Raw genomic sequence first — 16,481 nt, 5'->3', positions numbered from 1 at the left:
CTGTAGTGTGCGTTGACATACCGTAGTTCCTTTTAGTCAATCCGTGCGGAACAGCCTGTCCGTAACACCAGGCTATCGACGGCTATTTACCTGTCAGTGCACCCATTGCACTGATAGTGCAATTCAATAATGGTGCACGGAGGCTGTCTACTGTCAGAAATAACAGGTATTAGGACATACTCGACGAACGGTAACGCAAGTTCAAAGCACCACATTACGCACAAACCGCGTCGCCACCGTCCCCTCATTGCGATAGGCGTGGGGCCGGTTACTGGCGAAGCTGACAAACTCGCCTGTCGCGAGAATGCGCTCTTCATCCCCCAGCACCAGCGTCAGGCTGCCTTCGAAGACATACAGCTGCTCACTCCAGCCATCGGCATCCGGCTCCGAAACGTATTCTTCGCCCGGCTCCAGCCGCCACTCCCAGAGTTCGACTTCACGACTGGCATTCGCCTTGGCCAACAGCACCGCTTTACTGCCGGGAATCAAACCGGCCCACGCCAGTTCGTTGATGCGGCTTGGGTCGCGCACCTCGGGAGCCTGAATCAGGTCGCTGAAGGCTACGTCCAAGGCTTCGGCCACCCGGTCGAGAGTGGTCAGGCTGACGTTTTTTTCACCTGCCTCAATGGCCACCAGCATTCGGCGACTGACCCCGGATTTTTCCGCCAATGCGGTCTGGCTCAGCTCTGCGGCATGGCGCAGGCGTCGGACGTTCTGGCTGACGTGTTGCAGGACGGAGGCCCGTTGACCGGAATCTTTGTGCACTATATTGCTCACTTAGTAGGTTTGCGCAGTATACTGCCCAACTTCGGGCGCATTGTGCGTCCCCCTCAGGTAGTGCGCAAGGCCATGACGTCGGTGAATTCTTCCAAACCCTCTGCCTTTTTCTCACGCTTCAGCAAGGCTGAATGCGTGCTGGTGCTGATTACAATGGTCTGGGGCGGGACATTCCTGCTGGTGCAGCATGCGATGACGGTCAGTGGGCCGATGTTTTTCGTCGGCCTGCGCTTTGCCGCAGCGGCGAGTATCGTCGCGCTGTTTTCCTGGCGCAGCCTGCGGGACCTGACCTTGTTTGAACTCAAGGCCGGCATGTTCATTGGTGTGGCGATCATGCTCGGCTATGGCCTGCAAACCGTCGGCTTGCAGACCATCCTCAGCAGCCAATCGGCGTTCATCACTGCGCTTTACGTGCCGTTCGTGCCATTGCTGCAATGGCTGGTGCTCGGGCGTCGACCAGGGTTGATGCCGAGTATTGGCATCATGTTGGCGTTCACCGGGTTGATGCTGCTCTCCGGTCCTGCCGGGGCGTCGTTGAATTTCAGCTCGGGGGAAATCGCCACGCTGATCAGCGCCGTCGCTATCGCTGCCGAAATCATTCTGATCAGCACTTATGCTGGCCGAGTCGACGTGCGTCGGGTCACGGTGGTGCAACTGGCAACTACATCAGTACTGGCATTTTTGATGATTGTGCCGACTCAAGAAGCGCTTCCCGATTTCTCGTGGTTGCTGCTGGCCAGCGCGGTGGGCCTGGGCGCCGCCAGTGCGGCGATTCAGGTGGCGATGAACTGGGCGCAGAAAAGCGTTTCACCGACCCGCGCGACGCTGATCTACGCTGGCGAACCGGTCTGGGCTGGAATTGCCGGGCGTATCGCGGGCGAGCGGCTGCCGGGGCTGGCGCTGTTTGGTGCGGCATTGATTGTCGCGGCGGTGATCGTTAGTGAACTGAAGACCAAGGGCAAGACTGCTGCGACTGAAGAAGAGTTGGAGCAGGAAGCACAAGGTTAAGGCGTGAAATCTGCAGCGCTTGAAAAATAGCTATCGCGAGCAGGCTCGCTCCCACATTTGGTGCGTACCCCTGTGGGAGCGAGCCTGCTCGCGATGGCGTCCGAGTGGTCGGACACAGCCCTTCGAAACAATGTGAATCAGGCGTTTTCAGCCTACCTTGTAGGATCCTGCCACAGCTTGGCAGTTGGTGATCAGGGACTCGGCACGTATGATCCTTCACAAACTTCCGCAGATTAGAAGCCTATGTCCCTGATAGTTCTACTGCTTCTGCCTTTTATTGGCAGCTGTCTGGCAGCCTTGCTGCCGCACAACGCGCGTAATACCGAGTCGATACTCGCTGGCCTGGTTGCCTTGATCGGCACCGTCCAGGTGGCGTTGCTGTATCCGCAGATCGCCCACGGTGGCGTGATTCGCGAAGAGTTTTTCTGGCTACCGAGCCTGGGCTTGAATTTCGTCCTGCGCATGGACGGTTTCGCCTGGCTGTTCTCAATGCTGGTGCTGGCCATCGGCACGCTGGTTTCGCTGTACGCGCGGTATTACATGTCGCCGGACGACCCGGTGCCGCGCTTCTTTGCATTTTTCCTGGCGTTCATGGGCGCCATGCTCGGGCTGGTGATCTCCGGCAACCTGATTCAGATGGTGTTTTTCTGGGAGCTGACCAGCCTCTTCTCGTTCCTGTTGATCGGCTATTGGCATCACCGCGCCGACGCTCGCCGTGGTGCCTACATGGCGCTGATGGTGACCGGCGCCGGTGGCTTGTGCCTGCTGGCGGGGGTGATGCTGCTCGGCCATGTCGTGGGCAGCTATGACCTGGACAAGGTCCTGGCCGCCGGCGATCTGATTCGCGCCCATGCGCTGTACCCCATCCTGCTGCCGCTGATCCTGATCGGCGCCTTGAGCAAAAGCGCCCAATTCCCCTTCCACTTCTGGCTTCCCCACGCCATGGCCGCACCGACACCGGTCTCGGCGTACCTGCACTCGGCGACCATGGTCAAGGCCGGGGTTTTCCTGTTGGCACGGCTGTGGCCGTCGCTGTCCGGCAGCGAAGAATGGTTCTACATCGTCAGCGGGGCTGGCGCTTGTACATTGTTGCTCGGCGCTTACTGCGCGATGTTCCAGAACGACCTCAAGGGCCTGCTGGCCTACTCGACCATCAGCCATCTGGGCCTGATCACCCTGTTGCTGGGCCTGAACAGCCCGCTGGCCGCCGTCGCGGCGGTGTTTCATATTCTCAACCACGCGACCTTCAAGGCCTCGCTGTTCATGGCTGCCGGGATCATCGACCACGAAAGCGGCACCCGCGACATTCGCAAGCTCAGCGGCCTGATCAAACTGATCCCGTTCACCGCGACCCTGGCGATGGTCGCCAGTGCCTCGATGGCCGGCGTGCCGTTGCTCAACGGCTTCCTCTCGAAAGAGATGTTCTTCGCCGAAACCGTGTTCATCAATGCCTCGGCCTGGATCGAGACCACCCTGCCGATCGTCGCGACCATCGCCGGTACGTTCAGCGTCGCTTACTCGCTGCGCTTTACCGTAGATGTGTTTTTCGGCCCGACCGCCACCGACCTGCCGCACACCCCGCACGAACCACCGCGCTGGATGCGGGCGCCGGTGGAGTTGCTGGTGTTCACCTGCCTGGTGGTGGGGATCTTCCCGGCCCAGGTGGTCGGCCCGTTACTCGCCGCTGCGGCCCTGCCGGTAGTGGGTGGAACCTTGCCCGAATACAGCCTGGCGATCTGGCACGGCTGGAACGCGCCGATGATCATGAGCCTGATCGCCATGTCCGCCGGTATCGTTGTGTACCTGCTGCTGCGCAATCAGCTCAAACGCGGGCGGTTCAACTACCCGCCGCTCATTGGCCGCCTCAACGGCAAGCGCCTGTTCGAACGCAGCCTGGTGGTGATGATGCGCCTGGCTCGACAGCTTGAGCGGCGGATCAGTACCCAGCGCCTGCAAACCCAATTGTTCCTGCTGGTGCTGGTAGCGGTGTTGGCGGGGTTGATTCCGCTGCTGCACAGCGGCTTGAGCTGGGGCGAGCGGCCGAAGATCCCCGGCTCGATCGTCTTCGTCACGCTCTGGTTGCTGGCGATTGCCTGCGCGCTGGGCGCCGCCTGGCAAGCCAAGTACCACCGGCTCGCGGCCCTGACCATGGTCAGTGTCTGCGGCATGATGACTTGCGTCACCTTCGTCTGGTTCTCGGCGCCGGACCTGGCCCTGACCCAACTGGTGGTCGAGGTGGTGACCACCGTGCTGATCCTGCTGGGCCTGCGTTGGCTGCCGCGACGGATCGAAGAGGTCTCGCCACTGCCCGGCAGTGTATCCAGGGCACGGGTTCGCCGTTTGCGCGACTTGCTGCTGTCGGGCGCGGTCGGCATCGGTATGGCGCTGCTCGCCTACGCCATGTTGACCCGCCAGACACCGAACGATATTTCCTCGTTCTACCTCAGTCGCGCGTTGCCCGAAGGTGGCGRCAGCAACGTGGTGAACGTGATGCTGGTGGACTTCCGCGGCTTCGACACTCTCGGTGAAATCACCGTGCTGGTGGCCGTGGCGCTGGCCGTGTTTGCCCTGCTGCGACGCTTCCGCCCTCCGAAGGAAAGCATGCAGCTACCGGCACAACAGCGCCTGCTGGCACCGGACGTGGTCACCGATCTGGTCAACCCGCGTCACGCCAGCGATACCGCACTGGGCTTCATGATGGTGCCGGCGGTGCTGGTGCGGCTGTTGCTGCCGATTGCAGTGGTGGTGTCGTTCTACCTGTTCATGCGCGGGCACAATCAGCCGGGCGGCGGATTTGTCGCGGGGCTGGTGATGTCGGTGGCGTTCATCCTGCAATACATGGTCGCCGGCACTCAGTGGGTCGAGGCGCAGATGAACCTGCGGCCGGTGCGCTGGATGGGCACCGGGCTGCTCTTCGCCACGCTCACCGGCCTGGGTGCGATGCTCGCCGGTTATCCGTTCCTGACCACCCACACCTGGCATTTCGGATTGCCGTTGCTGGGCGAGATTCATATTGCCAGTGCGCTGGGCTTCGACATCGGCGTGTACGCGGTGGTGGTGGGTTCGACACTGCTGATCCTGACTGCCCTGGCGCACCAATCGGTGCGTGGCCACAAGCCGGGCAGCCAGCCTAAACCCATTGCCAAGCCAGGAGCTGCCTGATGGAAGAAGTCATCGCAATCGCCATCGGCGTACTGGCCGCCTCCGGGGTCTGGCTGGTGCTGCGCCCACGGACCTTTCAGGTGGTAATGGGTCTGTGCCTGCTGTCTTACGGGGTCAACCTGTTCATCTTCAGCATGGGCAGCCTGTTCATCGGCAAGGAGCCGATCATCAAGGACGGCGTACCCCAGGACTTGTTGCATTACACCGATCCGCTGCCCCAGGCGCTGGTACTCACCGCCATCGTCATCAGTTTCGCCATGACCGCACTGTTCCTGGTGGTGCTGTTGGCGTCCCGGGGCCTGACCGGTACCGACCACGTCGATGGCCGGGAGCCTAAAGAATGAGCTGGATGCCCCATCTGATCGCTGCACCGATTCTGCTGCCGTTACTGACGGCGGCGTTGATGTTGATGCTCGGCGAAAAACACCGCCCGCTCAAAGCCCGGATCAACCTGTTCTCCAGCCTGCTGGGCCTGGGGATTTCCGTGCTGTTGCTGCAGTGGACCCAGGCGCAAGGCGTACCCGGTTCCATCGGCGTCTACCTGCCGGGTAACTGGCAGGCCCCCTTCGGCATCGTGCTGGTGGTCGATCGCCTGTCGGCGCTGATGCTGGTGCTGACCGGGATCATCGGCGTCAGCGCCCTGCTGTTCGCCATGGCCCGCTGGGACAGTGCCGGCGCAAGCTTCCACGCGTTGTTCCAGATTCAACTGATGGGCCTCTACGGGGCCTTCCTGACCGCCGACCTGTTCAACCTCTTCGTGTTTTTCGAAGTGCTGCTGGCGGCGTCTTACGGCTTGATGCTGCACGGCTCGGGGCGCGCCCGGGTGTCGTCGGGTCTGCATTATATTTCGATCAACCTGCTGGCCTCGTCGCTGTTCCTGATTGGCGCGGCGCTGATCTATGGCGTCACCGGCACCCTGAACATGGCCGACCTGGCGTTGAAGATCCCGCTGGTGCCGGAAGCCGATCGCGGCTTGCTGCATGCCGGCGCRGCGATTCTGGCCGTGGCCTTCCTGGCCAAGGCCGGGATGTGGCCGCTGAACTTCTGGCTGGCCCCGGCCTACTCCTCGGCCAGTGCCCCGGTGGCGGCGCTGTTCGCGATCATGACCAAGGTCGGCGTCTACACCTTGCTGCGTCTGTGGACCCTGCTGTTCTCCGGCCAGGCCGGTGCGTCGGCATACTTTGGCGGCGACTGGCTGACCTACGGCGGCATGGCGACAATTATCTGCGCGGCGTTGGCGATCCTTGCCACGCAGCGCCTGGAGCGCATGGCCAGCCTGAGCATCATGGTGTCGGCGGGCATCCTGTTGTCGGCCATCGGTTTCGCCCAACCGAGCCTGATCGGCGCTGCGCTGTTCTATCTGGTCAGCTCGACCCTGGCACTCAGCGCGCTGTTCCTGCTGGCAGAGCTGATCGAACGCTCGCGCACCGCCATCGAGATGCCGCTGGACGATGAAATCGAAGCGCTACCGCGACCATCGCAATCTTTACCGCCGACCAAGGGCATCAACCTCGACGACGATCAGAAAGCCGTGGTCGGTCAGGTGATTCCCTGGACCATGGCCTTCCTGGGCTTGAGCTTCATTGCCTGCGCCCTGCTGATCATCGGCATGCCGCCGCTCTCCGGGTTCATCGGCAAGCTCGGCTTGCTCAGCGCCCTGCTCAACCCGCTGGGCCTCGGCACCTCGGGCGAGCAGCCGACTGTGGCTGGTGCTGAACCAGTCCATCAGCCCGGGCAACCTGCTACTGGGTGCGATACTGGGTTTTTGCGCACCGCTGATGATGCGCAAGCTGCGACCGCTGCCGATCCGTATTCGTCGTCCCGGAGTAATCCTGCGCCTGATCTTCCTGGTCGGCTGTGACGTGTTGGCGTCCAACCTCGCCGTCGCCTGGGGCGTGCTGAACGCCGGTCGACGGCCGCCACACTCGAAGTTCATCAAGGTGCCGCTGGACCTGCGTGACGCCAACGGCCTCGCGGCGCTGTCGATGATCACCACGGTGATTCCCGGTACGGTCTGGTCGGAGCTGGCACTGGATCGCAGCATTTTGCTGTTGCATGTGTTCGATCTGGATGACGAGGCGCATTTCATCCAGCACTTCAAGGCGACTTATGAGCGCCCCTTGATGGAGATTTTCGAATGAGCGCCCTGCTCTCGAATGCGGTCCTGTTCAGCCTGTTCATTTTCTCGCTGGCGATGGGGCTGACGCTGATTCGCCTGTTCAAAGGTCCGTCGGCACAGGACCGGGTTCTGGCGCTGGATTACCTGTATATCCTCGCCATGCTGATGATGCTGGTGCTGGGCGTCCGCTATGCCAGTGACACCTACTTCGAAGCGGCGCTGCTGATCGCGCTGTTCGGCTTCGTCGGCTCGTTTGCCCTGGCGAAATTCCTGTTGCGTGGCGAGGTGATCGAATGAATGAGCTGGGTCAGTTGTCTTTGTGGGTCGAGATCCCGGTGGCGATCCTGCTGGTGGCCAGCAGTCTGTTCGCGTTGATCGGTGCCATCGGCCTGCTGCGCTTGAAGGACTACTTCCAACGCATGCATCCGCCGGCGTTGGCCTCGACCTTGGGCGCCTGGTGCGTGGCACTGGCGTCGATAATCTTTTTCTCGGCACTCAAGTCGAGTCCGGTGTTGCACGCCTGGCTGATTCCGATACTGCTGTCGATCACCATGCCGGTCACCACCCTGCTGCTGGCGCGTGCGGCGCTATTTCGTAAACGCATGGCCGGGGATGATGTGCCGGCCGAGGTCAGCAGTCGGCGGACAGAAAGTGGTAGCTGAATGCAAAGGGTTGTGGTGAATGGGAAGGCCTCTTCGCGAGCAGGCTCGCTCCCACACTGGATACTGGTGTACACAAGTGTTGTGTTCACTGAAAATCTAATGTGGGAGCGAGCCTGCTCGCGATGGCGATAGCCCGGTCGCCTCAAGCCCACGCAACGGCTAACAACCCCGCTCCCAACACTACACACAGCGGTGAATAGGCCCAGGTGTCGAGGCGCGCGAACTTCGACCCGGCCTGTTCCTTGAAAAAGCCGACCAGGTTCGAATCACCGATCGCGCGGGCAAACATCAGCAAGGCGATTGCACTGATCAACCATTGCAGCGACCAGTGCCCGACTGCCGGCACAAACAGGCCAACTCTCAGGCACACCATCAAGGCTATCAGCAACAATCCGACAGCCACTGCCAGGGTTCCCAATGCAGAAGGTTTGAAAGCCGGCCGCAGCCCTTCCTCCGCACCGTCTTGTATCTGAGGTACCGCAGCGTCACTGGCCCAACGACCGCCGAGCGCCCAGTACAAATGAATCAGGCTGATCAGCACAAACGCGGCGACGATCCATTGGGCAAGCACAAACGTCATGAGCGGGGTTCCTGGAATCAATGGCTGAAGCAACAGCCTAGACCAGAGTTTTTGTCAGTGCGTTGTTCCATGGCAATGTTGCAGTCACACCCCATGAAATTCGCCTGAACGCTGCCCCCTTCATTGATCGATTCGCTGCCCTACAGACTGGCAGAGACCTTGTCTGCGACATCCTTGGGCAACCACGCCCGCCAGACATCCGGGTGCGCCTTCATGAAGGCTTCGGCCGCCTGGCGCGGCGCTGTATGTTTCTCGCTGATTTCGGCCAGGGCTTTGTTCAACGGCCCGATAGGCAGGTCGACCTTGCTGAAAAACTCGGTCACCTGCGGATACTGTTTCTGGAACGGCGCGGATACCCCAATCGACAGTTTCGAGGGCAGCGAGCGTGTTGGTTTCGGATTGGGGTTATCGGCATCGGTCAGGGTCTTCCAGGCCTCGGCATCGAACGGCGGCTCTTCCAGCTGAATCAGCTTGAAGCGTCCGAGCAATGGCGTTGGCGACCAGTAATAAAACAGCACCGGCTTGCCACGGCGAATGGACGAGGTGATCTCCGCGTCCAGCGCCGCACCGGAACCGCTGCGAAAATTCACATAGCTGTCCGTCAGGCCATAGGCCTTGAGCTTCTGCTTGTTGACCACTTCCGAGGTCCAGCCGATCGGGCTATTGAGAAAACGTCCCTTGCCGGGGCTTTCCGGATCGCTGAAGACATCCTTGTAGCGCGGCAGGTCCGACACGCTGCGCAAGTCCGGCGCCAATGGCTTGATGCCTTTGGCCGGATCGCCCTTGATCACGTATTCCGGCACCCACCAGCCTTCGGTTGCGCCTTTGACCGTATCGCCGATACTCGCCACCTTGCCTTCAGCCTCGGCCTTGACCCAGACCGGACTGCGACCGGCCCACTCTTCGCCAATGACCTGAATGTCATTGTTGGCCAGCGCGGTTTCCAGGGTGATGGTGGTGCCCGGCAAGGTATCGGTCGGCAGGCCGTAACCTTTCTCGACAATGATCCGCAATATGTCGGTGATCAGACTACCGCTTTCCCAGTTCAGGTCGGCGAAGTGGATCGGCGCCGGGGCGGCCATTACGGTCACGGGCGACACCAACAGACCAACAGTGGTTAGCAGACTTCCCAGCAGCAGACGAAAACCTTTCATGCGTTACACCTCGTGCTGTTCACAGCCATGGCAGGACGGCTTTGTGCGCAAAGGCCGCGCACCTGCGAATACTCAGTCAACTGACTGTAGTAGAGGTTTGTGCGTTCGAGGTCCAACGATCAACTTTCAGAAGAGTCCTGCAAGTGCTGCAACTCCCTTCGCACCATGCTGGCGTACTCCGCCGGACGCAAGGTGTAGATCTGTGATGCCACCCAGCTTAGCCAGGCGCCCTGCAGAACAGCCTTCTGAGCGAACAGGCGCTGGGCTTGTGCACGAGCACTGTCGAGGTTTTGCTCATGGAAGTCGGCCCGGGACAGGCTCATTTATTCGCTGGCCTTGAACGTCGTGAGCTCGCCTTTGCGCCACTTGGCAGCTTTGCCGGTCACCGCTTTCAAGGTTTTGGTCAGGCCTTCCTGCAGCTGTTGGTGAGCGGCAAACACTGTCACTACGCTATGGCCTTCCTTGAACAGAATGGCGTGGCCATCTGCCGTGGTCACAAATGCGTAATCACCGAGGCCGTAGACCGTCAGTTTGATCTCGCGAAACTTGATTTCGAATTTGCCACCTTCGCGACTCGGCAATACCGCTGCGCGGAAATGATCGCCGACCTTGAGTTCCAAGCGAGGCTTGTCATCCACCACCAGTGCCGACTCGGTGTCGATCTCGGCGACGTAAATACCTTCAGGGGTCTGTTCGGTGATGTAAACGAAACGTGATTGAAACTGCTTGACCAGCTTTGCGCGCAGATCACCCAGCACGAACAAAGCATGCATATCGAGATTACTTACTGCCAAGGAAACATCCCCACATCTGAAAATGACGCTACCCGCAGAAAAAACAGGCAGCAGAAAAACGGTCATACCGAAAATATCGCAACGATGGCCCCAGCTGAAATCGTGAAGCGAGCAGAAAGCTCCTTCATCGCAGGGTAGGAAAAGACTACTGGAATGCCCATCCTCCCGTCTTCCCTGGCGGTCGTCAGATGCTGAAGGAAATCGCCCTTCTAACGGCCAGAGAATACTGGACTATCTACTTTAGGGAGAAAACTCTTTAAAAAAAGCACTTTTCTGACATATCGCCAGAAAAAAATTGCTTTAGATAGGCATGAGCCTCCAACCCGTGGAGGCGATTCTAGAGCAGCCATGCGCCCCTAGACTACCTAAAGCGACGTGTATCCGTCGGCAAACCATAGAAAAGGAATTCATATGAGCACGCTGACCCTCCCTGACCAGCACGCAAACACCCCGACCTATAGCCCTCACCTGCGTTATCAGGTGGTTCTGGCGGGTAACCGCTTTTTCCATATCAAAGAAACGGCAACGGGTCGTGTAAGAGGTTTCCGTGGCGACCACAACGAAGCCTGCGCTCTCGCCAGAAACCTCGAAACCTCGAAACCCACCTCTGACACACCCGATTGCGTTTGCCTGCGCTGTCGTTTCGTCACACCGATGACTTAACTGCGCCGCAGGCAAGCAACAACTGCCATACTGCCCGACCATTGAAACTCGGCCCCCTCGGCGGACTGCGTTGAAAACAACAGAATAATTTCCAAGGGAAGGCGTACGTGACGGAATTTGATATCGGCGATTTTTTTATTTGGGGCGAAGCCAGAGACGTCGATGGCGAATTCCAGGCGGTGATTGTCATGCGCGCCAAGCCGCCGCTGGCCACCGTGACTTACCACCAGGTCGAAAAAGACCGCTGGTTCAAGACCAAAGACGTCGCCGCAGCGGCGGCCATGGAATCTGCCAAGGCGCTGAAGCTTGCCGTTGACGGAGGCGCATTGAAAGCCTGATCGACAGGTCGCGACTTGAGCAGACTCATTAGCGAAAACGATTTAATGCAGGCTGTCGGGCTTTTCGGCGTTCAGTTGCGCCAACCAGGCAGCCTTGCATTCCTCGGCCTCATTACGGCTCGAGAATGCAGTGCCACGTTGTTCGCCATTGAGCAAGACGACCCAGCACACGCTTTGCCCCACCGCCCGCAATCCGGCAGGCACGCCACTGCCAATCATCACCGCCACATCGACTTTGCTTTGCATGAGAGCACCTCGGATTTTTTCATTAGCTTCCTAACAATATAGAAATATTAATGAGTCCCGCTCGCTGGAAATAGCCGCCTGCCTGCACAATTTCCTTGCATTACCGGTAACAATCGCGTGTTCCCAGGACCAGCCTTAACGTGGGTTTTCAGGCTTGTAACCTAAGCGTAATCCACCCCAATGCCGCCCTTTGAGCATGATCGGAACCGACAGGTCATGCATCAATTCGCCCGTATCACGAGTATAGGTCTGAAGTAGTACAGGCTGTTGATGGCTGCCACAACGGATACCGGTACGGTCGCTGAATTTGCGTTTGGTGCGGTTCTGCAACGTGTCGACCTGTACGTCGCCGGTCAGCGGCTGACTGAAGACCGCATTGTGCGTCGGTACGTAGCCTTGCTGGGTGCAGGCGATCGCAAACACCAGACCCTCATGCCGCTTGAGCAAGGGTTCCTGTATCCCCGGCAGCACCTGATCGGCGTAGCGATCAAAACGGGTCTGGAACTTGGTGGGCGCCGTGTTGGGAATTGCCTGATAGTTGCGGYCGAACAGGTCCTCCAGACTGACGCGTCCTTGATCAATGTCCTGCGTGAAACGCTCAGCGATCTGACTGGCACCTTCGCGTGCCAGGTCATAGATCCGTTGGTGGTAGTCGTCCAGTCCGACTTCCGCGAGGCGTTCGCTGATGGTCTCGGCCTGCCCCTCCATTTGCACCGCCGCTTGCGCCAGGTGCCGGGTTTGCTGATCACTGACTGCCAGATCGCTGCGCATCTGTTCGATGGCATGAAACAGGCTGTCCAGTTGTTGGTGATTGTTACTTGAACCACTGGCGATCTCACCGACCTGGGCTTCAACCCCGGCGGCCAGTCGGGCGATGTGTTGCAATTGTTGCCCGGTGTGCTCGACTTGCTCGACACCGTTGTTCAAGTCACCGGACAGCTGACGGATCTGCTCGACCACCTGCGCGGTGCGCTGCTGGATGTCGGCCACCATCAACCCGACCTCCCCCGTTGCGGCTGCAGTGCGCCCGGCCAGCCCGCGGACTTCATCGGCAACCACTGCAAAGCCACGACCATGTTCCCCGGCCCGCGCCGCTTCAATCGCCGCGTTCAGTGCCAACAGATTGGTCTGGCTGGCGATCGTCTGAATCACCAGCGTCACTCGCTGGATGTCTTCACTGCGCACACTCAGGGCTTCGATCAGCTCTCGACTGTCGTTGGCACGCACACTGAGTTGATGCATCCGCGTGATGGATTCGGCCAGCACGGTGCTCCCCAGGACGCTGCTTTGGTGGGCTTCGCTGGCGGCACTCAAGGCTTGCTGGCTGAGTTGTGAAGTCGCCTTCTCGGTCCCGATCATGACTTCGGCGCTGCTGACGATCTGCGCGGCAGCATCGAGTTGCGACTGCAGTTTGCCGGCCAATTGCTTGACCGAATAGGCCACGCCAGCGGCAGACAATGCGTTATGACTGGTCGAATAAGAAAGATCGCGGGTCAGTTCGATGATCGCACTGGACGTGTCGGCGACGGGAACGTCGACGGTTGCCCGCGAACGCAGGCGGGGCAGCCAGATAATCAGCACCGCCACCGGTAAACAGAGGTAAAGCGACCAGCCGCCGAGTGCCAAGGCGCACAGCAACAGCATCAAGGCGACGCTTTGCAGCGCAGGCGCCAACCAGCGCGCATCAGTCTTGGGTGAAATCCGCGATTGCGCTGCTGCGCCAGCCAAAGATCCGTCGCGTGCCATGTTCGTTACCCCCACTGCGTCTTCTATTTGTTGTGTCAGCATTAAGCGCCACTAGAAGGCCATTATCTATGGTCCATTAGTCGTGGTGCTTGCAGCAGATCAATAGAAGTGCGGGGATATTTTCCAGGCAGCAAAAAGCTTCGCGGGCAAGCCCGCTTCCACAGGTGAAGTGTGACCTGTGGAAGCGGGCTTGCCCGCGAATGGGCGCTACTGAATCAGGCCTGACGCTGGTGCTTGTCGATTTGCTCGTGACGCTCTTGAGCTTCGATGCAGTACTTGGTGGTCGGGCTGATCAGCAGGCGTTTCAGGCCGATTGGCTCGCCGCTGTCGTCGCACCAGCCGAAGGTATCGTCGCTGATACGTTCCAGCGCTCTTTCCAGCTGAGGCAGCATGCGCTGATCGCGATCAATGGCGTTGACCAGCCAGGTGCGCTCTTCTTCGACCGAAGCCGCGTCAGCCGGGTCAGCCGGGGTATCCAGGCTTTCAATGGCGATGCGGTTCTGTTCGATGCGCTCGTGGGTTTCCACTTTCATGGCTTGCAGCAGCTCGGTGAAAAAAGCCTGTTGCTCGGCATTCATGTAGTCATCCGCCGGCATGGCCAGCAACTTTTCCTTTGTCATTGATTTCTCTATAAAAAATACGTGCATTAAGGCGAATCAGGGAGCTTTCCGGTCGACCTGCAAGGCCTCGGAAAGGCGCCGTACATTCCAAGCGCCACCCGGCACTCAATTTACGAGGGGCGGCAGTCTAAGGCCGACTTGCAACCTCAGCAACTGAAAAGACAGGGAATTTGTCCGATAAAGCCCTTAAATTGCTCTCTGGCAAGCTTTGAGGCGGTTATCGGAGTGCGTTTATAGCAAGAAATTCAATCGAGCGGCTGTATATAGAAGACAAACGGCTACGCCACGCAGGTGAGCACCGCAAAAAGTGCCTTTAGAACACGGTTTCGACTTTTATCCCGCCGATCACCGCCAAATTGTTGTTAAGGTTTTTTCAGTGCGAGATGTGGGTATTGCGAAGTACAACAGTTGGACACCGGACCTGTGGGAGCAAGCTTGCTCCCACACAAGCATTGCTCCCATGGAGGGGCAGCTCAGCGCTTGAGTTTGCGCTTGTTGCGGTATTGGTCGATGACCACCGCGACCACGATGATCAGGCCTTTGATGATGTCCTGGATGTAGGCGTCGACGCCGACGAAGGTGAAGCCGCTGGCCATTACCCCGAGGATCAGCGCGCCGATCACCGTGCCGGTAATGCGCCCCACGCCACCCGCCAGGCTGGTACCGCCGATCACCGCTGCGGCAATCGCGTCCAGCTCATACGACATGCCCATCCCGGCCTGTCCGGTTGCGGCACGGGCCGACGCTACCACGCCCGCCAGCCCCGCCAGCAACCCGGCGATGCTGTAGACGATCACCAGATGGCGTTTGACGTTGATCCCGGAGGTGCGCGCCGCCTGCATGTTGCCGCCGATGGCGTAGGTGTATTTACCGTACTTGGTGTAGCGCAAGGCGATGTGGAAGATCACCGCCACCACCAGAAAGATGATCACCGGCATCGCGCCGTGGCCGATGGCCGTGTAGGAATCCGAGAGCATGCTCACCGGCTGGCCTTCGGTGTAGTAACGCGCCAGGCCACGAGCCGAAACCATCATGCCCAAGGTGGCAATGAACGGTGGAATACCGGTGACGGCGATGATGCTGCCGTTGATTGCTCCCGCCAGCAGCCCGACCCCGAGCCCGGCAATCACCGGAATCCACACTGGCAAGTCGGTCAACGACGGAAACACCGCCCGGGCGAAATCCGAAGTCTGCGCCAGGCTGGCGGCGATCATTGCCGATAAGGCCAGCACCGAGCCCGACGACAGGTCGATGCCGGTGGTGATGATCACCTGGGTCACGCCAATCGCCAGCAGGCCGATAATCGACACTTGCAGGATCATCAGGACCAAGCGCTGGGAGTTCATCAAAAAGCTCTGGTCGCGCACGATCCAGCCGAACACTTCAAACACCAGGCCAATGCCGATCAGCACCAAAAAAATACTCAGCTCGGTCGGTAAACGCCGACGACTCTTGACCGGTGCCATTGCAGGCTTGTTTTCCAGTATCGCGTTCATAACCACTCACCCTTCAAATGAAATCCGGCATCGAATAGAGACCTGTGGCGAGGGAGCTTGCTCCCGTTCGAGTGCGTAGCGCTCGCCAGATCTACGGTATATCCGAGACATTGGGGCCGCTCCGCAGCCCAGCGGGAGCAAGCTCCCTCGCCACAGATACGGCGTTCACCCTTGACTCAATGGCGTAGAGACATGCCCGAGGCGAGTTGCATGACCCGCTCCTGGGTCGCCTCGCTGCGGTCGAGGGTGCCCATCAGGTCGCCCTCGTGCATGACCATCACCCGATCGCTCATGCCGAGTACTTCCGGCAGCTCCGACGAAATCATGATCACCGCCATGCCTTCGCTGGCGAGATAGGAGATCAGTCGGTAAATCTCGGCTTTGGCACCGACATCGATGCCGCGGGTCGGCTCGTCGAGAATCAGGATGCGCGGGTTGGTCATCAGCCAACGGGCGAGCAAGGCTTTTTGCTGGTTGCCGCCGGACAAGGTGTCGATGCACTGTTCCAGCGACGGGGTTTTCACCCGCAGCTTCTTGCACATGTCTTCGCACAGGGCGCGCAAGGCTTTCTGCTGGATAAAACCATTGCCGACGTAATGCGGCAGCACCGCCATTTCCATGTTTTCCAGGACCGACAGACACGGGAACAGGCCGCTGAGCTTGCGATCCTCGGTCAGCAACGCAAAGCCCTTCTCGATGGCCATGTGCGGATCGCTGATACGCACCGGTTGGCCGTCGAGACAAATTTCACCGCCGTCGCTTGGGGTTATGCCGAAAATCGCTTCGGCGACGTTGGTCCGGCCCGAGCCCATCAGTCCGGCGATGCCGAGGATCTCGCCAGCATGCAGGTCGAAGGAAACCCCCTTGAAAACACCGTCCAGACGCAGGTCACGCACCGACATCAACACATCGCCAATCGGCTTCTCGCGCACCGGGAACAACTGGCTCAGTTCACGCCCGACCATCATCGAGATCAGGCTATCGCCGTCCATGCTGTCGGCCCGTTGCAGGCCAATATAAGCACCGTCACGGAACACCGCGACTTCGTCGGCGATGCTGAACACCTCGTTCATCTTGTGGGTGATATAGATGATGCCCTTACCCTGGGCCTTGAGG

General features: G+C 59.6%; 19 protein-coding genes and 1 pseudogene. 10 read left to right on the top strand and 10 right to left on the bottom strand.

The genetic code is table 11. The features are described from left to right. Positions 1–201 precede the first annotated feature (201 nt). Positions 202–765, bottom strand: a complete 564-nt coding sequence (locus AC1DH9_RS12725) for a helix-turn-helix domain-containing protein (protein WP_427536546.1) — start codon at positions 763–765, stop codon at positions 202–204. Between AC1DH9_RS12725 and AC1DH9_RS12720 the strand changes: the two genes are divergently transcribed. The 7 genes and pseudogenes from AC1DH9_RS12720 (at position 760) to AC1DH9_RS12690 (ending at position 7,728) form a co-directional block, all read left to right on the top strand. Beyond that, positions 760–1,785 (top strand): DMT family transporter, encoded by a 1,026-nt coding sequence (locus AC1DH9_RS12720; RefSeq protein WP_427536544.1) that lies wholly within the window; start codon positions 760–762, stop codon positions 1,783–1,785. The genes AC1DH9_RS12725 and AC1DH9_RS12720 overlap by 6 nt on opposite strands. A gap of 243 nt (positions 1,786–2,028) precedes the next feature. Then, on the top strand, positions 2,029–4,947 hold the full coding sequence (locus tag AC1DH9_RS12715) for a monovalent cation/H+ antiporter subunit A (RefSeq protein ID WP_477808255.1): 2,919 nt from the start codon (positions 2,029–2,031) through the stop codon (positions 4,945–4,947). Beyond that, positions 4,947–5,291, top strand: a complete 345-nt coding sequence (locus tag AC1DH9_RS12710; RefSeq protein ID WP_003202835.1) for a Na+/H+ antiporter subunit C — start codon at positions 4,947–4,949, stop codon at positions 5,289–5,291. Before AC1DH9_RS12715 ends, AC1DH9_RS12710 begins: the two co-directional genes overlap by 1 nt. After that, a pseudogene (locus AC1DH9_RS12705) lies at positions 5,288–6,646 on the top strand (monovalent cation/H+ antiporter subunit D); the annotation flags it as partial. The gene AC1DH9_RS12710 and the pseudogene AC1DH9_RS12705, both read left to right, overlap by 4 nt. Position 6,647: 1 nt before the next feature. Beyond that, positions 6,648–7,088 (top strand): Na+/H+ antiporter subunit E, encoded by a 441-nt coding sequence (locus AC1DH9_RS12700; protein ID WP_477808257.1) that lies wholly within the window; start codon positions 6,648–6,650, stop codon positions 7,086–7,088. After that, positions 7,085–7,363, top strand: a complete 279-nt coding sequence (locus AC1DH9_RS12695) for a K+/H+ antiporter subunit F (RefSeq protein WP_019690998.1) — start codon at positions 7,085–7,087, stop codon at positions 7,361–7,363. The genes AC1DH9_RS12700 and AC1DH9_RS12695 overlap by 4 nt, the downstream gene beginning before the upstream one ends. Further along, positions 7,360–7,728: a Na+/H+ antiporter subunit G gene (locus AC1DH9_RS12690; RefSeq protein ID WP_427536538.1), complete on the top strand. Its 369-nt coding sequence runs from the start codon at positions 7,360–7,362 to the stop codon at positions 7,726–7,728. Before AC1DH9_RS12695 ends, AC1DH9_RS12690 begins: the two co-directional genes overlap by 4 nt. 142 nt (positions 7,729–7,870) lie before the next feature. On the opposite strand, the gene AC1DH9_RS12685 is transcribed toward AC1DH9_RS12690, so the two are convergent. From AC1DH9_RS12685 to AC1DH9_RS12670, 4 genes are all read right to left on the bottom strand, one after another. Further along, a complete protein-coding gene (locus tag AC1DH9_RS12685; RefSeq protein ID WP_427536536.1) occupies positions 7,871–8,308 on the bottom strand; it encodes a DUF3995 domain-containing protein in 438 nt (145 codons plus the stop codon). A 140-nt stretch (positions 8,309–8,448) separates the two neighbouring features. Further along, positions 8,449–9,462 carry an ABC transporter substrate-binding protein gene (locus tag AC1DH9_RS12680; RefSeq protein ID WP_427536534.1) on the bottom strand — a complete coding sequence of 338 codons (1,014 nt, stop codon included), beginning with the start codon at positions 9,460–9,462 and terminating at the stop codon, positions 8,449–8,451. A 119-nt stretch (positions 9,463–9,581) separates the two neighbouring features. Further along, positions 9,582–9,785, bottom strand: a complete 204-nt coding sequence (locus AC1DH9_RS12675; RefSeq protein WP_123583364.1) for a hypothetical protein — start codon at positions 9,783–9,785, stop codon at positions 9,582–9,584. Next, the gene (locus tag AC1DH9_RS12670) at positions 9,786–10,256 is read right to left on the bottom strand and encodes a hypothetical protein (protein WP_371922481.1); all 471 of its coding nucleotides are present in this window, start codon (positions 10,254–10,256) and stop codon (positions 9,786–9,788) included. It abuts the gene before it with no gap. Here AC1DH9_RS12670 and AC1DH9_RS12665 point away from each other — a divergent pair. From AC1DH9_RS12665 to AC1DH9_RS12655, 3 genes are all read left to right on the top strand, one after another. Beyond that, on the top strand, positions 10,230–10,394 hold the full coding sequence (locus AC1DH9_RS12665; RefSeq protein WP_427536651.1) for a hypothetical protein: 165 nt from the start codon (positions 10,230–10,232) through the stop codon (positions 10,392–10,394). The two genes, AC1DH9_RS12670 and AC1DH9_RS12665, sit on opposite strands and share 27 nt — an antisense overlap. Before the next feature lie 273 nt (positions 10,395–10,667). Further along, positions 10,668–10,919: a hypothetical protein gene (locus AC1DH9_RS12660; protein WP_427536532.1), complete on the top strand. Its 252-nt coding sequence runs from the start codon at positions 10,668–10,670 to the stop codon at positions 10,917–10,919. A 107-nt stretch (positions 10,920–11,026) separates the two neighbouring features. Beyond that, the gene (locus tag AC1DH9_RS12655) at positions 11,027–11,257 is read left to right on the top strand and encodes a hypothetical protein (RefSeq protein WP_427536530.1); all 231 of its coding nucleotides are present in this window, start codon (positions 11,027–11,029) and stop codon (positions 11,255–11,257) included. A 42-nt stretch (positions 11,258–11,299) separates the two neighbouring features. Here AC1DH9_RS12655 and AC1DH9_RS12650 read toward each other — a convergent pair whose 3' ends face one another. The 5 genes from AC1DH9_RS12650 to AC1DH9_RS12630 all read right to left on the bottom strand — a co-directional run. Beyond that, the gene (locus tag AC1DH9_RS12650) at positions 11,300–11,503 is read right to left on the bottom strand and encodes a hypothetical protein (RefSeq protein ID WP_019691007.1); all 204 of its coding nucleotides are present in this window, start codon (positions 11,501–11,503) and stop codon (positions 11,300–11,302) included. 135 nt (positions 11,504–11,638) lie between these two features. Then, positions 11,639–12,862: a methyl-accepting chemotaxis protein gene (locus tag AC1DH9_RS12645; RefSeq protein WP_477808256.1), complete on the bottom strand. Its 1,224-nt coding sequence runs from the start codon at positions 12,860–12,862 to the stop codon at positions 11,639–11,641. A 602-nt stretch (positions 12,863–13,464) separates the two neighbouring features. After that, the gene (locus tag AC1DH9_RS12640) at positions 13,465–13,869 is read right to left on the bottom strand and encodes a TraR/DksA family transcriptional regulator (RefSeq protein ID WP_427536527.1); all 405 of its coding nucleotides are present in this window, start codon (positions 13,867–13,869) and stop codon (positions 13,465–13,467) included. A gap of 473 nt (positions 13,870–14,342) precedes the next feature. After that, complete coding sequence (locus tag AC1DH9_RS12635; RefSeq protein ID WP_216744252.1) at positions 14,343–15,365, bottom strand: ABC transporter permease; 1,023 nt, start codon at positions 15,363–15,365, stop codon at positions 14,343–14,345. Between the two features lie 176 nt (positions 15,366–15,541). Further along, positions 15,542–16,481: sugar ABC transporter ATP-binding protein (locus tag AC1DH9_RS12630; RefSeq protein WP_477808254.1), on the bottom strand; the 940-nt coding region annotated here is incomplete at its 5' end.

The organism is Pseudomonas sp. 05T35, assembly GCF_056396605.1.
This window is presented reverse-complemented; position numbering and strand designations above follow the sequence as displayed.

Coding starts and splice junctions, on each gene's coding strand:
- AC1DH9_RS12660 (WP_427536532.1), top strand. CDS start 10,668: ATGAGCACGCTGACCCTCCCTGACCAGCACGCAAACACCCCGACCTAT.
- AC1DH9_RS12695 (WP_019690998.1), top strand. CDS start 7,085: ATGAGCGCCCTGCTCTCGAATGCGGTCCTGTTCAGCCTGTTCATTTTC.
- AC1DH9_RS12690 (WP_427536538.1), top strand. CDS start 7,360: ATGAATGAGCTGGGTCAGTTGTCTTTGTGGGTCGAGATCCCGGTGGCG.
- AC1DH9_RS12635 (WP_216744252.1), bottom strand. CDS start 15,365: ATGAACGCGATACTGGAAAACAAGCCTGCAATGGCACCGGTCAAGAGT.
- AC1DH9_RS12665 (WP_427536651.1), top strand. CDS start 10,230: ATGCATATCGAGATTACTTACTGCCAAGGAAACATCCCCACATCTGAA.
- AC1DH9_RS12640 (WP_427536527.1), bottom strand. CDS start 13,869: ATGACAAAGGAAAAGTTGCTGGCCATGCCGGCGGATGACTACATGAAT.
- AC1DH9_RS12675 (WP_123583364.1), bottom strand. CDS start 9,785: ATGAGCCTGTCCCGGGCCGACTTCCATGAGCAAAACCTCGACAGTGCT.
- AC1DH9_RS12685 (WP_427536536.1), bottom strand. CDS start 8,308: ATGACGTTTGTGCTTGCCCAATGGATCGTCGCCGCGTTTGTGCTGATC.
- AC1DH9_RS12680 (WP_427536534.1), bottom strand. CDS start 9,462: ATGAAAGGTTTTCGTCTGCTGCTGGGAAGTCTGCTAACCACTGTTGGT.
- AC1DH9_RS12650 (WP_019691007.1), bottom strand. CDS start 11,503: ATGCAAAGCAAAGTCGATGTGGCGGTGATGATTGGCAGTGGCGTGCCT.
- AC1DH9_RS12710 (WP_003202835.1), top strand. CDS start 4,947: ATGGAAGAAGTCATCGCAATCGCCATCGGCGTACTGGCCGCCTCCGGG.